A 26,228-nucleotide genomic window follows, 5' to 3' on the forward strand; every position below is an offset into this window, starting at 1 on the left:
CGTGTCCGAACCGGCTGCTTATTCTGTATCCAGCGTCTCGAGGAAGCAGTTCAGAGACTTCGAGGTGTTGGAGGGATTGAAGATGAAGCCGATGTTCCTCGGCGGAATCGGAGCAGGAAGCGGAAGCTCGACGAGTGTACCCTTAGTAAGCTCCTCCTGCACGAATTCCCGGATGACACAGGAGACGCCGATGCCGACCTTGGCAAACTCGATCAGCAGATCCATCGTGCTGACCTCGAGGATCTGGATCGGCTCGATGCCGGTTTCCTTGAAGTATTCGTCGATATAGCGGCGGGACATATTGTTCTGATCCAGCAGCATCAGATTGGCTTCCTCGAAGATCTGGAAGTCCGGGCCGCAGATGGAGCGGAGATTCTCGAGGTACTGTGGAGTTGCGACGAAAATATCATGGATCTGCATCGGCTTCCGGATGTGGAGCTCGGCGTGTACGGATTTCGGCTCCGCAGCGAGTCCGAGGTCGAGCTTGCGGCTGTCCAGCAGTGCGAGTGTCTGCGCGGAGCCCTGCGTCACGATCGAGACGCGGATGTTCGGATACTGCTCCATGAACCTCTGCAGATAGGGCATCAGGATATAGCGGCAGAGCGTCGTGCTGGCCCCGATCTGGATATGTCCGATATTGAACTCTTTTATCCGGCGCAGCTCTGTCTCTGCGGTATTGATGGATTCGAAGGCCTCTTTAATATATTCGTAGAGCATCGCGCCCTCGTCCGTGAGCGTCACGCCTCTGGAATTCCGCTTGAAGAGCTTCGTTTCCAATCCGTCCTCCAGCTTTACGATGGACTTCGAGATCGCAGGCTGCGAGATATAGAGCTTCTTCGCTGCTTTGGAGATATTGCCGCAGCTGGCAACCTCATAGAAAATCTTATAACCGGAAAGATTCTGTTCCATAATTTCCTCCTGTCTTCCGCCGTAGACTGCCATGAAAATGCCATTTGATACATTACTTGAGCTTATGGTATTTATCAAAAACATATATTTGAATTATAGCAGACCGTCCATTAAGATGTAAATACTAATTTTTTAAGAAAGCACTGATTTATATACAAGTCTCTGTCAGCCGACATGGGAAGCCATGTTTGCATGAGCGGATATTCTGTCATCTGACAGGATAACAGGTATGAACACAAGGCGATGCGAAGGCTCCGGAGAAGCGAAGCATCGAGCAGAACTCCTGCAATTTGCGGCAGCGGACTTTCGGCATGGGAGACGCAGTGCTTTCCTGAAATTGAGACGGAATCCATGTAAAGAAGCGGGACACAGACTCTCGGGAGAGAATATGGGAATGACGATGAGCCAGAAGATTCTGGCGAAACATGCAGGACTTTGCGAGGTAACAGCAGGGCAGCTGATCGAAGCGAGACTCGATCTGGTTCACGGCAATGATATCACGACACCGGTGGCGATCCGGGAAATGAAGAAGCTGGGGCGGAAAGAGGTCTTCGACAGGGAGAAGGTCGTCTTCGTCATGGATCATTTCGTGCCGAATAAGGACATTACCAGTGCGAAGTGTACGCAGCTCTGTCGTAATTTTGCAAGGGAGCAGGGACTTACGAACTATTTCGACGTCGGCAGGATGGGCATAGAGCACGCGCTGATTCCGGAGCAGGGTCTGATCGTAGCGGGAGAGCTTTCCGTCGGAGCGGATTCCCATACCTGCACCTACGGCGCGCTCGGTGCCTTCTCTACCGGCGTGGGATCAACAGATATGGCGGCGGCGATGGCGACCGGCAGGCTCTGGTTCAAGGTACCGGGGGCGATCCGCGTGAATCTGGTCGGGAGGTTCAGACCATGGGTGAGCGGAAAGGATCTGATCCTTCATCTGATCGGAGAGATCGGCGTAGACGGTGCGCGCTATCAGTCGCTCGAATTTACAGGGCCGGGTATCGCGGCACTGAGCATGGACGACCGCTTCACCGTATGCAATATGGCGATCGAGGCGGGCGCGAAGAACGGCATCTTCCCGGTAGATCAGAAGACGATCACGTATATCGAAGCGCATTCGAAGAAGCCCTATGAAAGCTTCATTGCGGATGCGGATGCGGTATACGAGAGGGAGCTGACGATTGACCTCTCCGCGCTGCGCCCGACGGTTTCCTTTCCGCATCTTCCGGAGAATACCCATATTGTGGGAGAATTCGGTGAGATTCCCATCGATCAGGCAGTGATCGGCTCCTGCACGAACGGACGTCTGCAGGATATGGAGGAGGCGGCGAGAGTGCTCGCGGGGCGGAGAATCGCGGAGAATGTACGGTGCATCATCATTCCGGCGACGCAGGAGATCTATATCACAGCGCTGAAAAGGGGCTGGATACAGAGCTTCGTGGAGGCAGGAGCGGTGGTGTCGACGCCAACCTGCGGTCCCTGTCTCGGGGGGTATATGGGGATACTGGCGCCGGGGGAGCGCTGCATTTCGACGACCAACCGCAATTTTGTCGGCAGGATGGGAGATGCCAGCTCCGAGGTCTATCTGGCATCTCCGGCGGTTGCAGCAGCCTCCGCAGTGACCGGCAGGATCTCAGAGCCGGCAGAGCTGGGACTGTGAAGCGGCGGAGAGAGTACGGGAGACGCAGAGAAGAGAGGGGGAGGCATGAGGGCAGCAGAGGGGAAGTGCTTGAAATACGGCGATAACGTGGATACGGATGTCATCATTCCGGCGCGGTATCTCGCGATTCAGGATAAGGAAGAGCTGGCGGTGCATGCGATGGAGGATATCGACAGAGACTTTCGCCGGAAGCTAAAAGCAGGGGATATCGTAGTCGGCGGCAGGAATTTCGGCTGCGGCTCCTCCAGAGAGCATGCGCCGCAGGTGCTCCAGACCTCGGGCGTGGGCTGCGTCATCGCGGAGAGCTTCGCGCGCATTTTTTACCGGAATGCACTGAATATCGGGCTTCCGATCGTGGAGTCGCCGGAGGCGGCGAGAGAAATACAGCAGGGGGATCAGGTGCGGGTGGATTTCGATGCGGGGCTGATCCGCGACCTGACAAGCGGCAGGGAGTACAGAACGGAACCGTTTCCGCCGTTTTTGCAGAGGATGATCGAGCAGGGCGGTCTGATGGCGTCCATTCGGGCGCAGGAGGACAAGGCAGCGAACAGTTGAAAATGCGGCAGACAGGAAACGCTCCTGTCTGCCGTTCTTTTCAAAGCTTTTCGAATATTTTCAGAATTTTAAGATTTGAAGCAGGGATTTCTTTCACATTTTTCTGCTAAGATAAAGTGAAAACAAGGTTTGCTTTACACAGGTGTACCGTGCGGGGAGCGGATAAGGAATGATTGGCGGGAACGGTGCAAAACGACGGAGGCTGACGCGGCTTGTCTCCATCCTTTCCATAATGTATATCGTAGTGTTCTTCGGCATCTGCCTGAGGGGCTTCTTTGACGGCGCGTTTCGTTCCGTAGAGAGCTTTCAGGAATATATCAGAGGCTTCGGCATGTTTGCGCCGCTTTTCCTGCTGTCCTTTCAGGCGATGCAGGTCGTTATCCCGGTATTGCCGGGCTTCGTGGGCTGTGCGGCGGGCGCGATTATGTTCGGACCGATGCTGGGCTTCTGGTGCAATTACATCGGGATCAGCGCCGGCTCCATCATTGCGTTCTTCCTCGCCAGAAGATTCGGCACGCCGCTCCTGCAGGAGGTTTTCCCGCGGGAGAAATATAGGAAGTGGGCGGCATGGTCCTCGAAAAGCAGATGCTATACGCTGCTGCTTTTCCTTGCGGTGCTGCTGCCGCTCTGTCCGGACGACTATCTCTGCTATCTGAGCGGCGTCACGAAGATGACCTCCAGAAAGTTTATAGGGATTATCCTGCTGGGAAAGCCATGGTGCATCCTCGCATACAGTCTGGGCTTCTCGCTGATCCGCTAAGCCCTTCCCTGAAAAGCATTGCTTTCTTTATTCATGAATCACACCCGCTGGTATATGCTTCACTCGATTTCATCCCTGTCCTCTTAATGCGTGAAGCGATCTACACGGCTGTGTTCCAGCTTCGAATACAGGATCTTCTGCGAGGCGTAGAGTCCGTAGTTGCCGGAGAAGAGGTATGTAATGGCGACCGCGATCAGGAAGAAGGAGGAGGCGCCGAAGCCGAAGAGCTCAAAGCTGATCAGCAGCGTCGCCATCGGGCAGTTGGTGACGCCGCAGAATACGGCGCACATTCCGAGCGCGGAAAGAAACGCCGGATCAAGTCCTGAAAAGGCGGCGACGGCATTGCCGAATGTTGCGCCGATGAAGAGTGAGGGGACGATTTCTCCGCCCTGGAAGCCGCCGGAAAGCGTCACCGCCGTGAACAGGATCTTCAGGAGGAAGGCATACCATACGATGCGGAAGCCCGGTTCCGTCATACACTGCTCCAGAATATGCGCGCCGGTTCCGTTATAGGTCTGATCCCCGACGAGCAGGGTGAGGACGATCACGACGGCGGAGGCGACGAGAACACGGAGATAGGAATTCGGGAATCGATGCTGCATCAGCCGCTTCATGCGGTGCATCACGGTGCAGAAGAGCACGCTGACGACAGCACAGCCGACGGAGAAGAGAATCGTGATGAGCGCGGTTCGCGCCCCAAAGACGGGAAGGTTCGGAATCGGGAATGCTTCTCCGGTGACGCCGAGCCTCTGGGCGATCAGATGCGCGGTGAGCGCTGAAATGACGGCGGGCACGAGCGAGGAGTAATACATGATTCCGACGGTGCTGATCTCCATGGACAGAATCGCTGCCGCCAGCGGCGTGCCGAAAAGTGCGGAGAAGGAGGCGCTCATTCCGCAGATAATGACGGTGCGCCGATCCTTCTGCGGGATCCGCACGAGCCGTCCGAGGGCATCGCCCATAGAGCCGCCGACCTGAAGTGCAGCCCCCTCCCGTCCCGCAGAGCCGCCGAAGAGGTGGGTCAGGATCGTGGAGAGGATAATCAGCGGAGCCATCCGCCCCGGCACGGCTTCTCCCTCCCGGATGGAGCTGAGCACCAGATTGGTGCCCTTCGGCTGCTTCACGCCGAGCAGGCGGTAATAGGCGATGATGAACAGCCCGGCGAGCGGAAGAAGATAGAGGATCTGCGGATGCGCCGTCCGGAACTTCGTCACGAGGACGATGCCGTTCGCGAATTTCGCGGAGACACCGCCCACGAGGATGCCGCAGAGGATGCCGAAGCCGATCCATTTCAGTCCGATCAGGAGTGCTTCCAGCAGATGGCGGCCGTAATCTTTGTAATTCATGAATTCTCCTTAGAAACAGACAGGGGCAGCTGCCCCTGTCCGTTTTGGTATTATACGGTATAAGTCCCTGTCAAGCGGACGAAGGCGGGGCAAGCTTGCTTTTCCAAGCGTTCGGACATTTGACAGGACAACAGGTATGAGCACGAAGCGATGTGCGAACATCGCGAAAGTGCGAATACCTGTTAGCGGCATGGGGATTTACGGTATAAGTCCCTGTCAAGCGGAAAGCGCCGCGGCGTCGATCGCCAGCTTGATGCAGCCCATGATGCCCTGATCGTCATGGAGACTCGCAGGGACGATATAATGGTCGATATCCCGAAGCTCCTTCGTATCGAGGTAACCGTTCAGCTGCGTAAGGACAGAGGCACGGATCATGGGGAAGAGCTGCAGCTGGTGCATGACGCCGCCCCCCAGGATGATGCGTTCCGGGCTCAACGTAAGGATGAGGTTTTTCAGAGCCTGCGCGATATAGTACGCCTCCAGCTCCCAGACCTCAGGGAGATCGGCGAGCTCTGCGCCCTTTCTGCCCCAGCGTTCCTCAATCGCGGGACCTGCCGCCATGCCCTCGAAACAGATTCCATGATAGGGGCAGTGTCCGCGGTAGGAGTCGCTCGGGTGCGGAAGCATCGTGATATGCCCGAGCTCCGGATGCAGCATGCCGTGGAGGAGTCTGCCGTTCGCCATGACACCACCGCCGACGCCGGTGCCGATGGTCAGGTAGAGCACATTCTCGAGCCCCTTCGCCGCTCCGTAGCACACCTCGCCGAGGAGAGAGCCGTTTACATCGGTATCGAAGCCGATCGGGATATGCAGTGCCTCCTTCATTGTTCTGACGATGTTGAAATTTGCCCATTTCAGTTTCGGCGTGGTCGTGATAAAGCCGTAGGTCGCGGAGTTCGGGTTCAGGTCGATCGGCCCGAAGCAGGCGATGCCGAGTCCAGTGATCTCCTTGTCCCTGAAATATTCGATGATCCGCGGCATGGTCACGGATGGCTCGATTGTCGGGAGCGAGATCTGCTCCAGTATTCTTCCGTTCTCGTCGCCGAGCGCACAGATCATCTTCGTGCCGCCGGCTTCCAGTGCTCCATATAACATAGGCAGTCCCCCTCTGATGAAATAAATTCTTTATTTTAAGTGTAATGTAGCGCATTTTAAAAATCAAGATAATTCCGCCGGAAGAAGCCTCCTCTCTATAACAGCCATATTCCGGAACAGGATGCCTGTTATATTGAAAACCACATCGTGAACTTGCTAGAATACGGGAAGTCCTTTATAATATAAAATATCTACAAAAACAGGAGGCGTTTTCATGGAGAAAAGAGCAGAACTAACGAAAGAGTTCTCGGAACGCTTGGAGAAGAATCTGGATGAGCTGAAGTGGCTCTATGCAGAGCTGTATCATAATGACGACAATGCCTTTCAGTATTTCCTTTCTATGCTCTCCCGGATGTACGAGACGCGTCCGGAGGAGCTTAGAGCACTGGATCGGGAGAGAGAGGCAGATCCGGGCTGGTATCGCGGCAACGATATGCTCGGGATGCTGATGTATACGGGCTGCTTCGCAGGAAATCTCCGCGGTGTGCGGGAGCACCTTCCCTATATCAAGGAATCCGGTGTGAACTATGTTCATCTGATGCCTTTGCTCTCCAGTCCGAAGGGACGTTCGGACGGCGGCTATGCCGTTTCGGATTTCCGGCAGGTCGATCCGGAGCTTGGCACCATGGAGGAGCTCTCGGAGCTTGCGGCGGACTGTCATAGGAACGGGATGAGTCTCTGTCTCGACTTCGTGATGAATCACACCTCGGAGGAGCACGAGTGGGCGAGACGGGCGCGCGGCGGGGAGAAGGAGTTTCAGGATCGATATTTCTTTTTCGATAACTGGAATATCCCGAACGCCTTCGAGGAGACTGTCCCGCAGGTATTCCCGCAGACCGCACCGGGGAATTTCAGCTGGTGCGAGGCGGTGCAGAAGGTAGTCATGACGACCTTCTATCCTTACCAATGGGATCTGAATTATAAAAACCCGACGGTATTCAACGATATGACGGAAAATATGCTTTTCCTCTGTAATCATGGAGTAGATATCATTCGTCTGGATGCCGTGCCCTATATATGGAAGACGCTTGGCACCAGCTGCCGGAACCTCCCGCAGGTGCATACGCTCGTCCGGATCATGCGGATGGCATCGGAGATCGTCTGTCCGGGAACACTGCTGCTCGGCGAGGTCGTGATGGAGCCCTCTAAGGTCGTTCCCTACTTCGGCACGGTGGAGAAGCCGGAGTGCCAGATGCTCTACAATGTCACGACGATGGCGACAACCTGGCATACGGTAGCGACGAGGGATGTGCGGCTGATGAAGCACCAGCTCGGACAGGTCTTCGCGCTTCCGAAGCAGTATACCTTCCTGAACTATTTGCGTTGTCATGATGATATCGGCTGGGGGCTGGATTATGACTTCCTCCGGCAGTTTGGCATCGACGAGGTCGGGCACAAGCGTTTCCTGAATGACTTTTTCCGCGGCTACTTCTACGGCTCCGATGCGAGAGGGGAGCTGTACAATGATGACCCGCGCTTAGGGGATGCCCGTCTCTGCGGGACGACCGCCTCGCTCTGCGGCATCGAGGCGGCGGAGTACGAGGGGAATGCGTGGAAGCTGGATCGGGCGATCCGGCTCGACATCATGCTGCATGCCTTCCTGCTGACCCAGTCCGGTATTCCGGTGATCTATTCCGGAGATGAGATCGGACAGCTCAACGATTACGGCTATCATCACGATCCCTACAAGTGGGATGATTCGAGATACCTGCACAGGGGAAGCTTCTCCTGGGAGGCAGAACAGAGGCGGAAGGAGCCGGGAAGCAGAGAGGCGAGGATCTTTGACGCGCTCAGGAGGCTGGAAACCCTTCGGAGCACGCATCCGGTTTTCCTGTCCTCCGCGGATACCTGGGTGCTCGAAACCTACAATGACCATGTCCTAGGGATCGGCAGATATATTGAAGGGGAGAAGCTGGTAGCACTCTTCAACTTCGGAGAGCAGGATGAGACAGCATGGGTCAACGAGCCGGAGGATTATATAGATCTCCTGACGGGTGCGCAGCGTCCGGCACGGGCGGTCGGTGTTCCTGCGTTTGACTTTGCATGGCTTCTGTGGAAGAGGGAGGAAGCGCCGGAGAAGCGGAAGCCCGCTGAGATGTCGGAAAGTAAGAAGTCCGGGCGGAAACAACGGAAAACAGAAATCCCCATAGAAGCGGAGAAAAGCGAAACAGAGAGACGGAAAGCAGAGAAACTGGCAGGATCGGAGGGCTCTGCACCTGTACGGCGGAGAACGAAGAAGACGGGACGCGCTGCTGGTTGTATCAAGGAGGAGGGCTGAGATGGGGAAGCTGATTTTTCTGGATATTGACGGGACGCTGACGGAAACGGGAACCAATACCCCTCCGGACTCTGCGGTGCGTGCAATGGCGCGGGCGCGGGAGAACGGACACCGGCTCTTCCTCTGCACCGGACGGAACCCGGACATGCTGCGCCCGCTGCTCCGTTATCCCTTCGATGGGATGGTGGCGAGCTCCGGCGCTTATGTGAAGGTCGGAGAAACCGTGCTCTATGACCATCCGATCGCAGCGGAGACGCTGCGGCTTGCATTGGAAACCCTGCATCGGAACGGTGTATTCTGTACGATCGAGGGAACCGGCGGCGCCTTCGGTGATGCGGATCTGAAGGACTTCCTCAACGGCACGGAGGGAGGCAACTCCGAGATCGAGCGCTGGCGCAGGGTGCTTTCCGAGAACCTCGGCATCCGTCCGATGGCGGAGTATGCGGGACAGCCGATTCACAAGATTGTCATTATGGCACGGGAGGCAGCGCAGCTCACGGAGTGCCGGCGTCTCTTGGAAAAGGACTTTCACTTCGTCCTGCAGGACGTCCCGGCGCACGGCTGTGTCAACGGGGAGATCGTGAGCCGCGACTTCGACAAGGGGAAGGGCGTCCGACGGATCATAGAGTATCTGGATATGCCGCTTTCCGATACCATTGGCTTCGGGGACAGCATGAACGACCTCGAAATGCTGGAAACAGTGGGCTATGCGGTCTGCATGGCGAACGGTTCTCCGGCGCTCAGGGAGCGTGCGGATTGGGTTTGTCCGGCGGTCACGGAGGATGGCATTTATAAGGCATTCGAGAAGCTCGGGCTGCTGTAATGCCCGGGAGCGGCAGGAATGTTTGCTGCGTCATGCAGAAACAGATAAATGCAGGGAATCCCGGGGAGATGAGCCGGGAAATTCCTAAAAGGAGGGAAAGCTTATGGCACTGGACTACAGGAAATGTGCGCAGGAGATCGTTGACCATATCGGCGGGCGGGACAATGTCGCACAGGCGGCACACTGCGCGACGAGGCTTAGGCTGGTTATCAAGGATAACAGCAAGGTGGACAAGACCTACCTGGACAATGTCGAGGGCGTGAAGGGAATGTTCGAGTCGAACGGGCAGCTGCAGCTCATCATCGGAACCGGAACCGTCAACAAGGTTTATGAGGAGTTTCTGGACATCACAGGGATGACGGCGGCGACGAAGGATGAGGTCAAGGCGGCGGCAGCCGCACGGCAGCCGCTCTGGAAAAGACTGCTGAAGCCGATCGGAGACGTGTTCGTACCGATCCTGCCGGCGATCGTCGCCTCCGGACTGATGATGGGGCTGGTAGAGGCATTGGCGAAGATCCCGGGGCTGGGCTTCGCAGAATCGGACTGGTTCGCCTTCCTTGACATGGTGGCGAATACGGCGTTCGCCTATCTGCCGGTGATCGTGGCGGTTTCCGCCGCGCGTGTCTTCGGCGGCAATATCTTCCTCGGCGCGGTGATCGGGCTCCTGATGATCCATTCCGCTCTGACCAATGGCTGGAACGCGGCAAATGGCTATGATGTCTGGTATCTCTTCGGGAGGCTGCAGATCCTGCCGGATTATGCGCTTGGGCAGATCAATCAGCTCGGCTATCAGGGACATGTCATCCCTGTCATTCTCTCGGTCTTCTGCATGAGCAAGATCGAGAAGTGGTTCCATGACCATGTTCCGGAGATGCTTGATCTCTTCATCACGCCGCTCTGTACGGTCATGCTCACGGCGCTGCTCACCTTTATGATTATCGGTCCGATCTTCTCCGGGCTCGAGACGGTGGTGCTGAATGCGGCGGAGCTGCTCGTACACAATCCGCTCGGCGCGATGGTAATGGGCGCGATCTATCCGGTGACCGTCGTGATGGGACTGCATCATATGTATAATGTGATCGAGGCCGGCATGCTCGCCTCCGTGGGGCTGAATACCTGGATGCCGATTGCCAGCGCGGCAAACTTCGCGCAGTTCGGCGCCTGCCTTGCGGTCGGCATCAAGACCAGAAACCAGAAGACCAGAAGCATCGCAGTGCCCTCCGCGCTGTCCGCCTCTCTCGGCATCACCGAGCCGGCGATCTTCGGTGTCAATATGCGCTTCTATAAGCCCTTTGTGGCGGGCATGGCGGGCGGTGCGCTCGGCGCACTCTTCGGCGCTTTCATGGGACTCGGCGCAACCGCCTACGGCGTAACCGGTATTCCAGGCTACCTCACGATCAACCGGCCGCTGCTGTACACGATCCTTCTCGCGATTTCCGGCGGGGCAGCCTTCGCGGCGGCATGGTTCCTCTTCCGTGAAGACGGCGCTGCGGCTTCGACTTCCGTTCCTGCGGCATCCGCTCCGGCAGAGACGCCGAAGGAGGAGCGTTTCATCGGGGAAGCCGTGATCCGCTGTGAGGCGGGGACGGTAGCGGCGCCGGTGAAAGGGCAGCGCGTGAAGCAGGAGGATATCCCGGACGAGACCTTCGCGCAGGGCATCCTCGGCGCGGGACTCGGCATCCGGCCGGAGGAGGGTGTAGTTTACGCACCCTATGACGGCACGATCTCATCTGTTGCGGAGTCGAAGCACGCGATCGGCATCAGCGGCAATGGAGATATGGAGCTGCTGATTCATGTCGGCATTGACACCGTGGCGATGAACGGGGACGGCTTCGAGCCGCTGGTTTCCGAGGGAGACAGCGTGAAGCTCGGGCAGCCGGTTCTCCGCTTCTCCAGGGAGAAGATCAGGGCGGCGGGGCACCCGGATCTGGTTGTCGTGCTGCTGACCAATTCGGATGATTATTCGAACGTAGAAGTCTGTTGATAAAAATAAAACAATAGAATAGAAGGAGAAAATCATGAGAGAATTCAACTATACGATTACTGACCCGAATGGCATTCACGCACGTCCGGCAGGCTTGCTCGTCAAGCAGCTCAAGACCTTCGCGAGCTCTGTGACAATCTTCAAGGGAGATAAGAATGTGGATATGAAGAAGCTGCTTGCGCTGATGGGACTCGGCGTGAAGCAGGGGGATACGGTCACGATTAAGGTAGAGGGGGAGGATGAAGAGGCCTGCGCGGCGGCGCTTGAGAAGTTCCTGAAGGAAACCTTCTGAATCATTGCTTGGCGTCGCATCGCATAGCGGCGTGGCGCGGAACGTATCGTTCCGATTATAAGGAGGCAGTATGCAGGTAGTTACCGGGAAAAGCGTTTTAAATGGAATTGCCATCGGGAAGATCAAGGTATACAAGGCGCCGAAGCTGGAGATCAGCGAGAGCCTGATCGAGGATACAGAGGGAGAGCTGAAACGCTTCGACAGCGCCAGAGAGAGGGCGATCGAGCAGCAGAATGCCCTCTATGAGAAGGCATTGATCGATGCCGGAGAGGACAGTGCAGAGGTCTTCTCCGTACACGCGATGATGCTGGAGGACGATGACCTGCTGGACGCGACGAATGAGATCATCAGGAGCCAGAGGCATACGGCGGAATATGCGGTCAAGGTCGCCTTCGATAATCAGGCGAAGGTCTTCGCGGAGATGGAAGATCCGTATATGAGGGAGAGGGCGGCGGATATCTATGACATCGAACAGGCGGTGCTCAGCAATCTATTCGGCATCAACACGGATGTTCTGCAGGGGACGGAGCCGTGCATCCTCGCAGCGCGGGATCTGACGCCCTCTGAGACGGTGCGTCTGGACAAGTCGCTGCTGCTCGGCATCATTACGAAGGAGGGCTCTCTCAACAGCCATACGGCGATCCTCGCACGCTCCATGGGTATCCCCGCGCTGGTGCAGTGCAGGGATGCCTGCGAGGACTGGGACGGAATGGATGCCATCATTGATGGCTACAATTCCTGTGTCTATATCGAGCCGACGGAGGATCTCGCGAAATCGCTTCGGAAGCGGAAGGACAAGGATACCAAGCAGAGGGCGCTCCTGCAGGAGCTGAAGGGCAAGTCCAATACGACGATCGACGGCAGGACGATACAGGTCTATGCCAATATCGGCGGACCGTCCGATATCGGGCTTGTTCAGCAGAATGACGCCGGCGGTGTCGGACTGTTCCGCTCGGAGTTCGTGTATCTGAACGCGCGGGATTATCCGACGGAGGAGGAGCAGTTCAATGCCTATCGGCTCGCGGTGGAGACGCTGGCGCCGAAGCAGGTTATCATCCGTACCTGTGACATCGGCGCGGACAAGCAGGTAGAGTATATGAATATGGTGAAGGAGGAGAATCCGGCGCTGGGCGTCCGCGCGATCCGGATCTGTCTGAGTCGGAAGGACTTCTTCAAGACGCAGCTTCGGGCGCTGCTCCGTGCCTCCGCCTACGGGAACCTCGGCATTATGTTTCCGATGATCATTTCCCGGAGAGAGCTTCGGGAGTGCAAGGAAATCCTCGCGGAGTGTGCGGAGGAGCTGCAGAAGCAGGGTATGAAGATCGGAAGCTATGCGATCGGGGTCATGATTGAGACGCCTGCCGCGGTTATGATCGCGGACGAGCTGGCGGAGGAGTGTGATTTCTTCTCTATTGGCACCAACGACCTCACACAGTATACACTGGCGATCGACCGGCAGAACGCGGGATTGGATCCGTTCCTGGATACGCATCATCCGGCGGTGCTCCGAGAAATCAAGATGACAATCGATGCCGGACACCGCCATGGAATATGGGTGGGGATCTGCGGAGAGCTGGGCGCTGACCTTGCGCTCACGGAGACCTTCCTCCGGATGGGGATCGACGAGCTGTCCGTGAATCCGGTTTCCATCCTGCCGCTCCGGAAGATTATCCGGGGGATTGATCTCAGCAAGGCTCCGGCGGAGCGGACGCCGGAGGAGTAAGAGATGCCCGAAGCAGACGGCTGTCTGCTTCGGGTTTTCTGAAGAAATGCGGAAAGCGAGGAAAAAAATGGACTATAACAAAGCGGCGCTTTGGCTGCATGAGGAGAATCGGGGGAAGATTGCTGTCAAGGCGAAGGTCTCTGTGAGGACGAGAGAGGAGCTCTCTGTCGCGTACACGCCGGGCGTCGCGGAGCCATGCCGGCGTATCCGGGATGAGAGGGAGGAGGTCTACCGTTATACGGCGAAGGGCAATCTGGTGGCAGTGGTCACCGACGGGACGGCGGTGCTCGGGCTCGGGGACATCGGTCCGGAGGCGGCGATGCCGGTAATGGAGGGCAAGGCACTGCTTTTCAAGGAATTTGCGGATATCGATGCCTTTCCGATCTGTCTCGACACGAAGGACACGGAGGAGATCATCCGGACGGTAAAATATCTCGCGCCGACCTTCGGCGGCATCAATCTGGAGGACATCTCCGCGCCGCGCTGCTTCGAGATCGAGCGGCGGCTCCGGGAGGAGCTGGATATTCCGGTATTTCATGATGACCAGCATGGCACGGCAATCGTGGTCGCGGCAGGACTTCTGGGTGCGCTCCGGCTCGTGAGAAAGGAGCTTTCGGGCGTAAAGGCGGTCATCAACGGCGCCGGGAGCGCAGGGCTCTCCATTGCGAAGCTTCTGCTCCGTCTGGGGATCGGTGATGTGGTGCTGGTGGATCGGCAGGGCACGCTTGCGGTCGGTGAGGAATGGATGAATGCAGCGCAGGCAGAGATGGCGGCGCGTACCAATCGGGAGCAGCTTCGCGGCGGGCTTTCGGAGGCGATCTGCGGGAAAGATATCTTCATCGGGGTCTCTGCGCCGAATGTCCTCCGCGCAGAGATGGTAGCTTCGATGCATTCAGATGCGATTGTATTTGCGATGGCGAATCCGATGCCGGAGATCCTGCCGGAGGAGGCAAAGCGGGGCGGCGCACGGGTGGTCGCGACCGGAAGATCCGACTTCCCGAACCAGATCAATAACGTCCTGGTATTCCCGGGTATTTTCCGGGGAGCGCTGGATGCGCGGGCGCAGGATATCACAGAGGAGATGAAGATCGCTGCGGTCAATGCGATCGCCGGGATTATCCCCGAGGAGGAGCTGCGGGAGGACTACATCATCCCCGGAGTCTTCGATAAGCGGGTCGTTAAGGCGGTTTCGGAGGCAGTCGCGCGGGCGGCTGTCGAGGGGCAGTCGCACCCGCCTATGCAGGGCGGCTCTCGCCTTTGAATTGCGCCCCGGCTGAAAATATGTTATAAAAAACAAATGCCATACAGGATGTTTACTGCGGTAAAGGAACGGGAAATGAGAACGAAACGACTGGGAGATATGCTGGTTGAGCTGCATCTGATCACCGAGGAGCAGCTGCTCACGGCGCTGCAGCTGCAAAAGAAGGAGGGGGACCGCCTCGGCTCCACGCTGGTGAAGCACCATTATATCACCGAGGAGCAGCTGATCGATACGCTGCGCATCCAGCTCGGCATCGACTACATCGACCTGAGCAAGCTGGACATCGCGCCGGAGCTGTCCCGGCTGATCCCGAGGGCGCTGGCGACGCGGGAGAAGATCGTCCCGGTGCGGGTCGTCAAGGACACGCTCTACCTCGCCATGGCGGATCCGATGAACTTCATGGCGCAGGAGGAGGCGGCGCGAACCTCGAAGAAGCGGATCATTCCGATGATCGGCTCGCTGGCGGCAGTGGAGCATTCCATCAGCGCGCTCTACGGCAATGAGGGCGCGGCGGAGGCAATGGCGCAGATGCGCGCGGCGGCGGGCATCACGGAGGACGCGGTGACACCGGCGGAGACGGCGGGTGAGCAGGAGAATGCGCCGACGATCCGGCTGGTGAATTCCATCATTGAACGCGCTTATGCGGAGAATGCTTCCGACATTCACTTCGAGCCGAGCGAGACGGACATGGCGATCAGGATGCGTATCGACGGCAGGCTGCATCGCATCCTGACGATTCCGAGAAACTTACAGGATTCTGTCATTTCCCGTCTGAAGATTATGTCCCGTCTGAATATCGTCGAGCGGCGGGTTCCGCAGGACGGGCGTGCGCGCGCGCAGGTGAACGGGCGGCAGCTCGACCTGCGCGTTTCGACGCTGCCGGAGATTCATGGAGAGAAGATCGTGATCCGGCTCCTGCGGCGGGACGGCGCACAGCTCAATCGCCGCGGTGTCGGACTGCCTGCGGCAGAGGATGAGAAGCTCAATAAGCTGCTGAGCCTGCGCGCAGGGGTTATCCTGATCGTGGGACCGACCGGCTCCGGCAAGTCCAGCACGATGTATGCATTGGTGAATGAGCTCCTGTCTGAGAGTACGAATCTGATCACGCTGGAGGATCCGGTCGAGTATCATATCAAGGGTGCAACGCAGGTGCAGATCAATGAAAAGGTGGGGCTCAGCTTCGCCTCCGGGCTCCGTGCCATCCTCCGGCAGGATCCGGACATCATCTGTGTCGGCGAGATTCGGGACGGAGAGACGGCGGAGATTGCGATGCGTGCGGCGATGACGGGGCATCTCGTTATTACGACGATCCATACAGAGGATGCCGTTTCGGCGATCGACCGGCTGAAGGACATGGGCGTCGCACCGTATCTGATTTCCGCGGGCGTGCGCGGCATCATTTCCCAGAGACTGCTCCGCAGGATCTGCCCGAACTGCAGGGAAGAGTATGTCCCGGAGGAGGAAGCGCTTCGCTATTCCGGTCTGCAGCTGCGGCGGGATCGGATCTATTACCATGGGAGAGGCTGTGACCATTGCTTCCATACCGGCTATCGCGGACGGATCGGAGACTTCGAGCTCCTCCTGATGAATGACGCGCTGTGCCGCTGCATCAGCTCCGGGGGGGATAAGCAGGAGTTCCGGCGGCTGGCGAGGGAGACGGGCTATGTTACGATGCTGGAAAATGCGGAGCGGCTTGTCACAGAGGGGATTACAACAGTAGAGGAAGTTGCGGGGACGCTTACGGAGGTCTGAGGAGAGGGAATGAGGATAGAGGAACTGGTACGGACAGCCGCGGGGCTTGGCGCGAGCGACATTCATATCGTAGCGGGGCTGCCGCCCAAGATGCGGCGCAACGGCCGCATACAGGCGATTTCGGCGCAGCCGCTCTCTCGAGAGGACTGCGCCGGACTCGCGAGGGAGCTTGCCGGAGAAGCGTTCGAAAGCGTAGCGGAGATCGGAGAGCTGGATCGCGGGGCAACGATCGCCGGCACGCGGGTTCGCGTCAATCTATTTCGTCAGCAGGGAAGCTTCTCTGCCGCGCTGCGCATTCTCTCGGAGAAGATTCCGCCGCTGGAGAGTCTGAGGCTGCCGCCTGCAGCGCTCCGCTTCCCGGAGTTCCGGCAGGGGATCGTGCTTGTGACGGGAGAGACCGGCTCCGGCAAGTCCACGACGCTTGCCGCGATTCTGCAAAGGATCAATGAGAGCCGGCAGGAACATATCCTGACGCTGGAGGATCCCATAGAGTATGTTTATACGCCGGCGGAGAGCATCGTCAATCAGCGACAGATCGGGACGGATACGAGAAGCTACGCGGACGGGCTTCGTGCTGCGCTCCGGGAGGATCCGGACGTGCTCCTGATCGGAGAGATGCGGGACTTTGAGACGATAGAGACAGCGTTGACGGCAGCGGAGACGGGGCATCTCGTATTCGCGACCCTGCATACGAATTCCGCAGTGGACGCAGTGGATCGTATCGTCGGGGTTTTCCCGGAGGCGAGACAGCCGCAGATCCGGCTCCAGCTCTCAACCACGCTCCGGGCGGTGCTGTCACAGCAGCTCCTGCCGGAGCTGAGGGGGCAGGGCAGGGTGCTGGCAGCGGAGCTTCTGATGATGAATCCGGCGCTTGCGAATCTGATCCGCGAGGGGAAAACACCGCAGATGTACTCTTTCCTGCTCTCCGGCGCAAAGGATGGCTCTGTCACGATGGACAATTGCCTTCTGGAGCTTTTGCGAAGCAGGAGGATTTCCTCGGATACCGCGCTTGCCGCATGCTTCGACAGGGAATCCCTTCGAAAGAGGATGCTGTAGCCGGATCCGGTGCGCTGTAGCTGGGCGCCGGGAGCGGCAGGGAGCATTTGGGAATGTGAGATAAAGAGGGAGGCAGAGGGTGACGACCTATTCCTACAGAGCGATATCGAGAGAGGGCGTGGAGATCCGCGGTGTCGTGCAGGCAGCGGACGAGTTCGCGGCAGCCGGCCAGATCAGGGAGCGATGCCCGATCATTACGAGCCTGAAACCTGTGCAGACGGGGAAACTGCCTGCCCTTCTCAGCATGGAGCTCGGGAGTCGTCGAGTGAAAATGAAGCCGCTGGCGCTGCTCTGCTCGCAGTTCGCGATTACGCTTCGCTCCGGGATGCCGGTAGGACGTGCCATGGAAATGATCGCACGACAGACAGAGGACAGGAAGCTCCGCAGGGTTCTCTCCGAGGCAGCGGAGGATATACGGGCGGGAAGCACCGTCGCCAGCGCGCTGCGGAAATTTGAGGGTGTTTTCCCGGAAACCTTCATAGAGACGATCAGCGCCGGAGAGCATGCCGGTACGCTGGACGAGTCCTTCCGGAAGCTGCACAGCTACTATGAGAAGGGCTATAGGACGAGCGAGAAGATCCGTAGCGCGATGACCTACCCTTCCTTTGTCATCCTCGTAGCGATTGTTGTGCTGATCATTGTGATGGCGAAGGTAGTCCCTGCGCTGACGCAGACCTTCGCGGCGCTGGGCGGGGAGCTGCCGATGATTACGAGACTCATGATCGCGAGCTCCGCATTCTTTGCGGACTGGTGGATCTTTCTGCTGTTTCTGCTGCTGCTCTTTGTCACGGCATGGAAGCTCTATACGCGGACGGAGCGCGGCAGGAGGCTTGCGGGGAGGCTGCAGCTTCTGCTGCCGGTGATCGGGAGGATCAATCTGATGAACGGTGCGGCGCAGTTCGCGAATACGCTCTCCGTCATGCTCGGCGCGGGGCTGACGATCAACAATGCGGTGACGGCGACGGCGAAGACGCTTGATAACGACATCCTTGCGGAGGAGGTTCTCGGCATGACGGCGAAGATCGAGGAGGGACATCCGATCGGTGAATGCATCCGTCAGTCAGCGTATTTTCCGGACACACTGAAGGAGATGTGCGCGGTAGGAGAAGAGACCGGAGATCTCGATCGGACGCTGGAGGTCGTCGGCTCCTACTTTTCGAATGAGGCGGATTTTCTGACGCAGCAGGCGCTGGCGAGGCTGGAGCCGACGCTGCTCATTCTGCTCGCGCTCTTCGCGGGCTTCATTGTCTTCTCGATCTATCTGCCGATGTTTACCATGTATGATTTAATGTAAGAGGAAAGGAAACCCAATGAAAATCACCATGCTGGGTACCGGCAATGCGCTGGTTACGGAGGTTTTCAATACCTGCTATCTGCTGATCGAAGAAGAACGTCCGGCGGAGGAGCGGTATTTTCTCGTGGATGCGGGCGGCGGCGCGCAGATTTTCGCCCAGTTTAAGAGGGCGGGCATAGACTGGACAAAAATACATGAGCTCTTTCTGACCCATCGGCACATCGACCATTTTACCGGCATGATCTGGATGGTGCGGCGGATTGCACAGGGCATGAAGTCCGGGAAATATACGGGAGATGCGAATATCTACGGGCATGCCGAGGTCATCGGACAGCTCGAGACGGTCTGCCGCATCCTGCTCGATCCGGGACAGCTCCGCTATCTCGGGGAGCGGATCCATCTGACTGCCGTCTCGGATGGGGAGAGCCGGGAGATCAACGGAAAGCGCTTCACCTTCTTCGACATCGGCTCGACGAAAGCGAAGCAGTTCGGCTATCAGATGTATCTCCCGGATGGGAGGAAGCTCTGCTGCTGCGGAGAGGAGCCGTACAATGCGGAGCGGGAGCGGCAGTATGCCGAGCACAGTGACTGGCTGCTTCATGAGGCGTTCTGCCTCTATGCGGAGCGGGAGCGCTTCCATCCCTACGAGAAGCATCATTCCACCGTTCGGGACGCGGCGGAGCTTGCGGAGGGACTCGGCGTGAAGAATCTGCTGCTCTATCACACGGAGGACAGCAATATTCTCCGGCGAAGGGCGCTCTATACAGCGGAGGCGGAGAAATACTTCCGGGGCAGGGTCTATGTGCCGGAGGATCTGGAGACGATCGCGCTGTAGGGGATGTGGAAGAGGGAAGGCTTTTGACCGGCACAGTCCGAGAGACACATCGCAGGGGAAGGCTGGAGAGGAGGAACAGAGGTATGAAATTTTTCCATCTGTCGGATCTGCATATCGGGCTGAAGCTGCTGAATCAGGATCTCCGGGAGGAGCAGGCAGAGGTCTTCCGGCAGATTGTATCGGCGGCGCGGACGGAGCAGCCGGACGCGGTCGTCATTGCAGGAGACATCTACGATAAGGCAATCCCCTCGGCGGAGGCGGTATCGCTCTTCGACCGCCTCATCACCGGGCTTCGGGCAGCTGCGCCGGAGGCGGAGCTGCTTCTGATCAGCGGAAACCACGACAGCGCCGCACGCGTCAATGTCTTTCGTTCCGTGCTCGCCGGACAGCGGATACACATGATCGGGGAGCCGCCGCAGCGGGAGGGAGAGCGGATTGAGAGGCTTACGCTGAGAGACCGCTTCGGACCGGTGAACTTCTATCTGCTTCCCTTCGTGAAGCCCTCCATGGTGAAGGCGATTACCGGGGTGGATGCGGACGGCAGCAACCTGTCCTATGATGCTGCGCTGCACCGGCTGATCGAGAGGGAGGAGCTCGTGCAGACAGAGCGGAATGTTCTCGTGAGCCACCAGTTCTATCTGCCGCCCGGGAAGGATGCCGGGGCGGTGGAACGGATGGATTCCGAGCTTTGCACGGTCGGGAATATCGACGCTGTGCGGGCGGATATTCTGGAACGCTTCGACTATGCGGCGCTCGGACATATCCATAAGCCAATGAAGGTCGGGAGCGAAACCTGCCGCTACTGCGGAACGCCGCTCGCCTGTTCCGTCAGCGAAGCGGGACAGGAGAAGGCGATCCTTTCTGTGGAGCTTCTGGAGAAGGGCGTGTGCCGCGTTCGCCCGATCCCGCTTCTGCCGCGCAGGGCGCTTCGGGTACTGCGCGGCGAGCTGCGGGAGCTTCTCCACGAGGGAACGGAGGACTATGTCAGCATTATCCTCACGGACAGAGCGGATCTGGATGTCTTCGATATGCAGGATCGCCTCCGCGCCGCCTTCCCGAATCTGCTGGAGATCCGGCGGGAGAGCGTCCGCGGCGCGGACTATACGGCGGACATTGCGCCAGACAGGGACATGGACAGCTTTTCCCTCTGTGAGAGCTTCCTCGGAGGACTGGAGCAGGAGGAAGCGGCGCTGCTCAGGGAGATTATCAATACGGTGGAGGCGGGAGAATGAGGCCGGTCAGACTTACCATGCAGGCGTTCGGCTCCTACGGGCAGCGGACGGCGATCGATTTCACAGAGCCGCGGCAGCAGCTTTTCCTGATCAGCGGAGATACCGGAGCCGGTAAAACGACGATCTTCGATGCGATTGTCTTCGCCCTGTACGGAGAGGCGAGCTCTGAAAGCAATAAGAAGGACGGGGCAGAGCTGCAGAGTCAGTTCTGCGGCTATGCGACGACACCCTTTGCAGAGCTTTCCTTCCGGGAATGGAACGGCGGTATCGAGGAGGAGTACACGGTTCGCCGAACACCGCGGCACCTCCGTCCGCTGAAAAAGGGCAGCGGCTTTACGGAGGAGAAGGAGAGCGTGTCGCTCACACTCCCGGATGGGCGGGAATATTCGCAGAATACCAGAGAGACGGATCGGAAGCTTATAGAGATCATAGGGCTGACGAAGCCGCAGTTCATGCAGCTTTCCATGATCGCGCAGGGCGAGTTCATGGAACTGCTTCGCGCGCGCTCTGAGGATAAGAAGCTCATTTTCCGGAAGCTCTTCCGCACAGGGATGTATCAGAGTGTCGTGGAGGAGCTGGCGAACCGGAGACGGGAGGGGCTTGCCGCGCTTACGGAGCTGGCGAACCGCTGTGTGGAGGAGCTTGCACAGCTCGTGATTCCGGAGGACTATGCGCATGCTGCGGCGCTCTCGGAGCAGAAAAACCGTGTGCAGCGCAGCGAGCGGCTGAATGTCGCGGAGATGGAGGAACTGCTCTCGCAGCTTCGGGAGGAAAAGCTGTGGCTCTCTGAGGAGAGGCTGCGTGCGGACGCGGCGGAGCAGAGCGCGGCAGAGCGCCGGGATCGGACGCGGGACAGCCTGACCCGGGCAGAGGCGCTCCTGTCGGCATACACGAAGCTTCAGCAGGCGGAGCAGGAGCTTTCTGCGCATTCCGTGCGCGAGGCGGAGTTTGCAGAGAAGACGGAAAGGATGCGGGAGCTTCGGCAGGCGTACGAGCTGCTGCCGCTTTCGGAACGGGCGGAGGATGCCGCCCGGGAGCTTCAGGAGAGTACGGCGGGAATCGCGGCGGAGGAAGGCGCGCTGCCCCTGCTCCGGGAGGAGACGGAAGTGCGCAGCCGAGAGGAGCGGACGATGCAGGCGACCGCCGCGGAACGCGGCGAGGCATATACGAAGTGCAGGGAAAGTGTGCTGCAGGAGCTGGAGCGGATTCGGCGGCGGCAGGCGGCAGAGGCGGAGCGGATAGAGCGGGAGAGGAGCCGGGATGAGGCAGCGAAGCAGGCGGCAGCGGCAAAGGCAGCACTGCAGCATTCTTCAGAGCAGGAACGGAAGCTCCGGGAGGAGGCGGAGCAGCTTTCGGATGCAGAGCTCCGGCTGGAGCGCTGGCAGAGGAGCCGGGAGAGCCTCGGAGAGCTGGAAGCCGAGGAGCAGGCGCTCCGGTCGCTTTTTCAAATCTGCGAGGAGGGGAAGGCAAGGCTTACGGAGCTGCAGCGGCAGTATGCGGCGGCACGGACTGCCTTTTTCTCGGCTTCGAAGGAGCAGCTTGCCGTGCAGACTGCCTTTCTGGATGAACAGGCGGGCTTTCTCGCGCGGGAAAAGCTGCGGGAGGGACAGCCCTGTCCGGTTTGCGGCGCGCTGGAGCACCCGCAGCCGGCACAGCTTTCCGCGCGGCACGAGGAGGTGAGCCGGGAGAAAGTTGCAGCACTTACGGAGCGATGCAGTACGCTCCGCAGCCGGCAGGAAACGCTTGCCAAAGAAACGGGCGCGCTCGGAGAGCTGACGAGGGAACGGGAGACGCAGCTTCTGGAGCGGGAGGCGCGCCTCCGGGAGAGGCTGCAGCGGCTATTTCCGGAAGAAAGCCTTGCGGAGGCGGCATTTCCTGTGCTTTCTGCACTTCTCGGGAGGGAACGGGACAGACTCCGGGAGAGCGGCGCGAAGATTCAGGCGGACGCGGTGCGGCTCCGGCAGATACAGGAGACGCTTTCGCATATGGAGGAGCAGAGAGGCAGGCTGAGTGAGACAGTCGAGCGCACGGCAGAGCGTCTCCGGCACAAAGAGACGGCGCTGACAGAGACGGAAACGAGACTTACGTCGCTGCGAGAGCAGACAGTCTTTCCGACAGAGGAGGCGGCGAGGCAGGCGCACGACAGCGCGCTTCGCGCGAAGAAGCAGGCGGAGGCGCGCTGTCAGGATGCGCGGCGGAGACTGGATGAGAGCCGTGCGGAGCAGGAACGCTGTGAGACGAGACTCCGGCAGTACCGGGAACGGCTGCCCCGACAGCAGGAGGTGCTGGATATGCGGCGGGAGGCATATCTCGCGGGTCTTTCCCGCATCCGTATGACGGAGGAACGGCAGAGAGAGCTTTGCCGTCGCTATGAGGAGGCGGATATAGAGCGACTCCGGCAGGAGATAACAGAGCATAAGGAGCTACTGCTCTCTGTCAGGACGAGAATTAGTGCCTGCCGGGAAACAATCGCGGGACAGCCGAGACCGGATGCAGAGGAGCTGTCGGAGGCGGCTATGGAAGCGGAGCATGATCTCATTGCAAGGAAGAGAGAGGCGGAGGCTCGTAGAGCAGCGCTCCGTTCGGCGGAGCAGGTGTACAGCGTGCTTCTGCCCCGTATGGAGACGCGCGAGAAGCTTCTCCGGGAATACACGCGGCTGGATAGCCTCTATAATCGTCTCGCCGGGAAGGTCAGCGGCTCCCGCATGGATATCGAGACCTTCGTCCAGCGGTATTACCTGAGACGGATTCTCCATGCGGCGAATCGCCGATTCCTGGAGATGTCGGGCGGACAGTTCGAGCTTCGGATGACCGGAGAGGAACAGGCTGGCGAGGGGAAAAACAGAGGGCTTGACCTGATGGTATACTCTACCGTGACCGGAAGAGAGCGGGAGGTACGGACGCTTTCCGGAGGAGAGTCCTTTATGGCGGCGCTGGCGCTGGCGCTCGGAATGGGAGACCAGATCCAGCAGAGCTCCGCGGCGATCCACCTCGATATGATGTTCATTGACGAGGGCTTCGGCTCATTGGATGAGCGTTCCCGCGATCAGGCGGTACGCGTTCTCAAGCGCATGGCAGGCGGCTCGAAGCTGATCGGCATCATCTCTCATGTGACGGAGCTGAAGCAGGAGATCGATGACCAGCTGCTGGTGACGAAGACGGACGACGGCAGTCATGCGGTCTGGAGAATATCATAAAAGGGCTGTAAAAAATGCTTCAAAATGCATTTCTTCACAGTCCCTTTGAAAATATTCGGTAACGGCTCCGCTTCATCAGAAAAGCAGCGAAGCAGTGAATCTTTCTGCTTCGACGAATCGAGAACAGCATGTCTGAGAGCTTAGCGCATAAGACAGGAGGACGGGCTCAGCTCCGTGCGCCGGACTTGATGCGGAAGATTGCCGCCCGGACAGGAGGGATAGCGAGGAGCAGCAGTGTCAGTGCCGCCTCCGCAGCGATATAGCTGCCGTTGTAGCCGGCAGAGTAAACGGCGGGATTCATCCCTGCGGGAGCGTATTCTGCGAAGAAGATCACGCCGGAGAGGAAAGCGAAGAAGAAGCGCCCGAGACAGCTCGCGAGGTAGCCGAGGTACAGCCCGTGCTTCCTTCCCGAGAAGAAGCCGCTCAGCCCGAGCGCGCCGAAGGCGAGGGGATAGTCCACCAGCACCTGCAGCGGCGTGTAGAAATAGGGCTTCAGGATGAAGCTGAGGAGTCCGTAGGCGATGCCGGAGGAGATCCCGCAGACCGGCCCGAAGAAGAAGCCCGGCAGACAGGCGAAGAGCATGGAGCACGGTGTGACAGAGCCGCCGTTCGGCAGGGAGAAGAGACTCAGGCTTCCTGCTGCGACGGAAAGCGCGATGCAGACCGCGGAATAGACGAGTGGCTTTACATTTTTGGACATAAAAAAACCTCCTGTGGAGCTTCCCGTCAGATTTTGACCGAAGTCATCGGGAAACCCAAAGAGGGGCACAAAAAGAATGCTTTCCTACGCCGGCATTGCCCGGTTCAGGTTCAAGGGTTGGCAAAACACCATCTCAGCAAAAGCGCCCCTAGCGTTCTTCATTATAAATAAATTTCATTTGCAAGGCAAGCAGAACTTTGATAAAATCAAAGGCATATAAGGGTGCTGAGACTGTCCTCCCGCAGGAAGCATGCACGCATCTTCTTTTTCGGTTTTTTATCTTCCGGCATTTCGCCGCATTTTCCAAACGGAGTCGATATGACAAATAAAGAGAGAACGAAGCGGAGAGAGCGGCTTCGCAGGATGCAGACTGTTATTTTCGTGCTTGTTTTCCTGCTTTGCGGCGCATGGAGCCTTTGGGAAAGCAGAGAGGAGAAGGCGGAGCTTCTGTACACGAGCTTCGCTTCTCCGGAGCAGTTTCAAGGGACGGCGAACGAAGAGAGACGTGTGTCCGGGAACAGCGCGCGTTTCTCCGGGGAAGATACGAAGGCGACGGCTTCGGCGGCAAACGCCGACGGAGGAGGCGAAGAGGAGGTGCGGCGGGAAACGAAGGCGGAGTACAGCGGTGAGAGCGAAACCGAAGCGGAAAAACGCGTAAATTTGAATACCGCGACGCCGGAGGAGCTGCAAACGCTGCCGGGCATCGGCCCTGCGACGGCGAAGCTTATTGTGGAATATCGGGCACAGTACGGCGGCTTCGCGGCGATCGAGGAGATTCAGAATGTGAAGCGGATCGGTGCGAAGACCTTCGAGAAGCTTCGGGACAAAATCTGCGTTTAGGTGGACAGGCGGGGAGATTGTTGCTATAGTCCAATCGTACAGAAGCGCTTCAAATTCAAAAATACGGAAAGGACAATACGGATGAAATATCTGATTGCGAGTGATATTCACGGCTCCGCCTACTGGTGCAGGAAAATGCTGGAGAAATTTCAGGAGAGCAAAGCGGAGAAGCTGATCCTTCTGGGAGACATCCTATATCACGGGCCGAGGAACGATCTGCCGAGAGACTATGCCCCGAAGCAGGTGATTGAAATGCTGAATCCGCTTAGAAACCGGATCTACGCGGTACGCGGGAACTGTGAGGCGGAGGTTGATCAGATGGTGCTCGCGTTCCCGGTAATGGCGGACTATGCCCTGCTTTCTCTGAACGGACACACAATCTATGCGACGCACGGGCATCTCTTCAATGAGGAGACGCTGCCGCCGCTCTCTTCGGGTGAGGCGCTCCTTCACGGGCACACACATCTCCTGAGGGCGGAGAGGCTGGAGCGGGACGGGCTTCCCTTCCTCTGTCTGAACCCGGGCTCGGTTTCGCTTCCGAAGGGCGGAAATCCGAACAGCTATGCGATTCTGGAGGGAGATCTCTATCAGGTTTTCGACTTCGACGGAAATTTGCTGGCGGAGATCGGGCTGGAGGCATGA

Annotated in this window: 21 protein-coding genes and 1 riboswitch; of the genes, 17 read left to right on the top strand and 4 right to left on the bottom strand. The window is 58.4% G+C overall.

The features are described 5' to 3' along the window. Positions 1 to 18: 18 nt before the first annotated feature. The gene (locus tag HW273_RS05765; RefSeq protein ID WP_179010869.1) at positions 19 to 909 is read right to left on the bottom strand and encodes a LysR family transcriptional regulator; all 891 of its coding nucleotides are present in this window, start codon (positions 907 to 909) and stop codon (positions 19 to 21) included. A gap of 388 nt (positions 910 to 1,297) precedes the next feature. Between HW273_RS05765 and leuC the strand changes: the two genes are divergently transcribed. The 3 genes from leuC (at position 1,298) to HW273_RS05780 (ending at position 3,878) form a co-directional block, all read left to right on the top strand. Next, on the top strand, positions 1,298 to 2,563 hold the full coding sequence (gene leuC / locus HW273_RS05770; protein WP_179012454.1) for a 3-isopropylmalate dehydratase large subunit: 1,266 nt from the start codon (positions 1,298 to 1,300) through the stop codon (positions 2,561 to 2,563). 45 nt (positions 2,564 to 2,608) lie between these two features. Further along, positions 2,609 to 3,118 carry a 3-isopropylmalate dehydratase small subunit gene (locus HW273_RS05775; protein ID WP_179010870.1) on the top strand — a complete coding sequence of 170 codons (510 nt, stop codon included), beginning with the start codon at positions 2,609 to 2,611 and terminating at the stop codon, positions 3,116 to 3,118. 169 nt (positions 3,119 to 3,287) lie between these two features. After that, on the top strand, positions 3,288 to 3,878 hold the full coding sequence (locus tag HW273_RS05780; RefSeq protein ID WP_179010871.1) for a TVP38/TMEM64 family protein: 591 nt from the start codon (positions 3,288 to 3,290) through the stop codon (positions 3,876 to 3,878). Positions 3,879 to 3,961: 83 nt separating this feature from the next. Here HW273_RS05780 and HW273_RS05785 read toward each other — a convergent pair whose 3' ends face one another. Both HW273_RS05785 and HW273_RS05790 read right to left on the bottom strand, forming a co-directional pair. Beyond that, a complete protein-coding gene (locus HW273_RS05785; RefSeq protein WP_179010872.1) occupies positions 3,962 to 5,224 on the bottom strand; it encodes a chloride channel protein in 1,263 nt (420 codons plus the stop codon). A 216-nt stretch (positions 5,225 to 5,440) separates the two neighbouring features. Next, positions 5,441 to 6,319 carry an ROK family protein gene (locus tag HW273_RS05790; RefSeq protein ID WP_179010873.1) on the bottom strand — a complete coding sequence of 293 codons (879 nt, stop codon included), beginning with the start codon at positions 6,317 to 6,319 and terminating at the stop codon, positions 5,441 to 5,443. A 214-nt stretch (positions 6,320 to 6,533) separates the two neighbouring features. Here HW273_RS05790 and HW273_RS05795 point away from each other — a divergent pair, with 214 nt between their 5' ends. The 12 genes from HW273_RS05795 (at position 6,534) to HW273_RS05850 (ending at position 24,046) form a co-directional block, all read left to right on the top strand. Then, positions 6,534 to 8,597: an alpha-amylase family protein gene (locus HW273_RS05795; RefSeq protein WP_179010874.1), complete on the top strand. Its 2,064-nt coding sequence runs from the start codon at positions 6,534 to 6,536 to the stop codon at positions 8,595 to 8,597. Position 8,598: 1 nt separating this feature from the next. Next, positions 8,599 to 9,420 carry an HAD family hydrolase gene (locus HW273_RS05800; RefSeq protein ID WP_179010875.1) on the top strand — a complete coding sequence of 274 codons (822 nt, stop codon included), beginning with the start codon at positions 8,599 to 8,601 and terminating at the stop codon, positions 9,418 to 9,420. A gap of 103 nt (positions 9,421 to 9,523) precedes the next feature. Further along, positions 9,524 to 11,404 (top strand): PTS beta-glucoside transporter subunit IIBCA, encoded by a 1,881-nt coding sequence (locus HW273_RS05805; protein WP_179010876.1) that lies wholly within the window; start codon positions 9,524 to 9,526, stop codon positions 11,402 to 11,404. A 34-nt stretch (positions 11,405 to 11,438) separates the two neighbouring features. Continuing rightward, positions 11,439 to 11,696, top strand: coding sequence for an HPr family phosphocarrier protein (locus HW273_RS05810; protein ID WP_179010877.1), 258 nt, complete (start codon positions 11,439 to 11,441; stop codon positions 11,694 to 11,696). A 70-nt stretch (positions 11,697 to 11,766) separates the two neighbouring features. Beyond that, complete coding sequence (ptsP, locus tag HW273_RS05815) at positions 11,767 to 13,419, top strand: phosphoenolpyruvate--protein phosphotransferase (protein WP_179010878.1); 1,653 nt, start codon at positions 11,767 to 11,769, stop codon at positions 13,417 to 13,419. Positions 13,420 to 13,486: 67 nt separating this feature from the next. Continuing rightward, a complete protein-coding gene (locus HW273_RS05820; protein WP_179010879.1) occupies positions 13,487 to 14,680 on the top strand; it encodes an NAD(P)-dependent malic enzyme in 1,194 nt (397 codons plus the stop codon). 75 nt (positions 14,681 to 14,755) lie between these two features. Next, a complete protein-coding gene (locus HW273_RS05825) occupies positions 14,756 to 16,432 on the top strand; it encodes a GspE/PulE family protein (protein ID WP_179010880.1) in 1,677 nt (558 codons plus the stop codon). Positions 16,433 to 16,441: 9 nt separating this feature from the next. After that, positions 16,442 to 17,488, top strand: a complete 1,047-nt coding sequence (locus tag HW273_RS05830; RefSeq protein WP_179010881.1) for a type IV pilus twitching motility protein PilT — start codon at positions 16,442 to 16,444, stop codon at positions 17,486 to 17,488. A gap of 79 nt (positions 17,489 to 17,567) precedes the next feature. Beyond that, positions 17,568 to 18,782, top strand: a complete 1,215-nt coding sequence (locus tag HW273_RS05835) for a type II secretion system F family protein (RefSeq protein ID WP_179010882.1) — start codon at positions 17,568 to 17,570, stop codon at positions 18,780 to 18,782. 16 nt (positions 18,783 to 18,798) lie between these two features. Continuing rightward, positions 18,799 to 19,617 carry an MBL fold metallo-hydrolase gene (locus HW273_RS05840; protein WP_179010883.1) on the top strand — a complete coding sequence of 273 codons (819 nt, stop codon included), beginning with the start codon at positions 18,799 to 18,801 and terminating at the stop codon, positions 19,615 to 19,617. 83 nt (positions 19,618 to 19,700) lie between these two features. Next, positions 19,701 to 20,849: an exonuclease SbcCD subunit D gene (locus HW273_RS05845; RefSeq protein ID WP_179010884.1), complete on the top strand. Its 1,149-nt coding sequence runs from the start codon at positions 19,701 to 19,703 to the stop codon at positions 20,847 to 20,849. Further along, positions 20,846 to 24,046, top strand: coding sequence for an AAA family ATPase (locus HW273_RS05850; RefSeq protein ID WP_179010885.1), 3,201 nt, complete (start codon positions 20,846 to 20,848; stop codon positions 24,044 to 24,046). Before HW273_RS05845 ends, HW273_RS05850 begins: the two co-directional genes overlap by 4 nt. A 166-nt stretch (positions 24,047 to 24,212) precedes the next feature. Here the strand turns inward: HW273_RS05850 and HW273_RS05855 are convergent, their stop codons facing one another. After that, positions 24,213 to 24,746 (bottom strand): energy-coupled thiamine transporter ThiT, encoded by a 534-nt coding sequence (locus HW273_RS05855; RefSeq protein WP_179010886.1) that lies wholly within the window; start codon positions 24,744 to 24,746, stop codon positions 24,213 to 24,215. A 64-nt stretch (positions 24,747 to 24,810) separates the two neighbouring features. Then, a riboswitch (TPP riboswitch) is annotated at positions 24,811 to 24,906 on the bottom strand. 158 nt (positions 24,907 to 25,064) lie between these two features. Here HW273_RS05855 and HW273_RS05860 point away from each other — a divergent pair. Together HW273_RS05860 and yfcE are read left to right on the top strand one after the other, a co-directional pair. Next, complete coding sequence (locus tag HW273_RS05860; RefSeq protein ID WP_179010887.1) at positions 25,065 to 25,586, top strand: ComEA family DNA-binding protein; 522 nt, start codon at positions 25,065 to 25,067, stop codon at positions 25,584 to 25,586. 81 nt (positions 25,587 to 25,667) lie between these two features. Next, the gene (gene yfcE / locus HW273_RS05865; protein ID WP_179010888.1) at positions 25,668 to 26,228 is read left to right on the top strand and encodes a phosphodiesterase; all 561 of its coding nucleotides are present in this window, start codon (positions 25,668 to 25,670) and stop codon (positions 26,226 to 26,228) included.

It is taken from the genome of Oribacterium sp. oral taxon 102 (genome assembly GCF_013394775.1).
Classification (GTDB): domain Bacteria; phylum Bacillota; class Clostridia; order Lachnospirales; family Lachnospiraceae; genus Oribacterium.

Bases quoted from the DNA above. Each gene is read 5' to 3' on its own strand.
- HW273_RS05765 (WP_179010869.1), bottom strand. From the start codon at position 909: ATGGAACAGAATCTTTCCGGTTATAAGATTTTCTATGAGGTTGCCAGC.
- leuC (WP_179012454.1), top strand. From the start codon at position 1,298: ATGGGAATGACGATGAGCCAGAAGATTCTGGCGAAACATGCAGGACTT.
- HW273_RS05775 (WP_179010870.1), top strand. From the start codon at position 2,609: ATGAGGGCAGCAGAGGGGAAGTGCTTGAAATACGGCGATAACGTGGAT.
- HW273_RS05780 (WP_179010871.1), top strand. From the start codon at position 3,288: ATGATTGGCGGGAACGGTGCAAAACGACGGAGGCTGACGCGGCTTGTC.
- HW273_RS05785 (WP_179010872.1), bottom strand. From the start codon at position 5,224: ATGAATTACAAAGATTACGGCCGCCATCTGCTGGAAGCACTCCTGATC.
- HW273_RS05790 (WP_179010873.1), bottom strand. From the start codon at position 6,319: ATGTTATATGGAGCACTGGAAGCCGGCGGCACGAAGATGATCTGTGCG.
- HW273_RS05795 (WP_179010874.1), top strand. From the start codon at position 6,534: ATGGAGAAAAGAGCAGAACTAACGAAAGAGTTCTCGGAACGCTTGGAG.
- HW273_RS05800 (WP_179010875.1), top strand. From the start codon at position 8,599: ATGGGGAAGCTGATTTTTCTGGATATTGACGGGACGCTGACGGAAACG.
- HW273_RS05805 (WP_179010876.1), top strand. From the start codon at position 9,524: ATGGCACTGGACTACAGGAAATGTGCGCAGGAGATCGTTGACCATATC.
- HW273_RS05810 (WP_179010877.1), top strand. From the start codon at position 11,439: ATGAGAGAATTCAACTATACGATTACTGACCCGAATGGCATTCACGCA.
- ptsP (WP_179010878.1), top strand. From the start codon at position 11,767: ATGCAGGTAGTTACCGGGAAAAGCGTTTTAAATGGAATTGCCATCGGG.
- HW273_RS05820 (WP_179010879.1), top strand. From the start codon at position 13,487: ATGGACTATAACAAAGCGGCGCTTTGGCTGCATGAGGAGAATCGGGGG.
- HW273_RS05825 (WP_179010880.1), top strand. From the start codon at position 14,756: ATGAGAACGAAACGACTGGGAGATATGCTGGTTGAGCTGCATCTGATC.
- HW273_RS05830 (WP_179010881.1), top strand. From the start codon at position 16,442: ATGAGGATAGAGGAACTGGTACGGACAGCCGCGGGGCTTGGCGCGAGC.
- HW273_RS05840 (WP_179010883.1), top strand. From the start codon at position 18,799: ATGAAAATCACCATGCTGGGTACCGGCAATGCGCTGGTTACGGAGGTT.
- HW273_RS05845 (WP_179010884.1), top strand. From the start codon at position 19,701: ATGAAATTTTTCCATCTGTCGGATCTGCATATCGGGCTGAAGCTGCTG.
- HW273_RS05850 (WP_179010885.1), top strand. From the start codon at position 20,846: ATGAGGCCGGTCAGACTTACCATGCAGGCGTTCGGCTCCTACGGGCAG.
- HW273_RS05855 (WP_179010886.1), bottom strand. From the start codon at position 24,746: ATGTCCAAAAATGTAAAGCCACTCGTCTATTCCGCGGTCTGCATCGCG.
- HW273_RS05860 (WP_179010887.1), top strand. From the start codon at position 25,065: ATGACAAATAAAGAGAGAACGAAGCGGAGAGAGCGGCTTCGCAGGATG.
- yfcE (WP_179010888.1), top strand. From the start codon at position 25,668: ATGAAATATCTGATTGCGAGTGATATTCACGGCTCCGCCTACTGGTGC.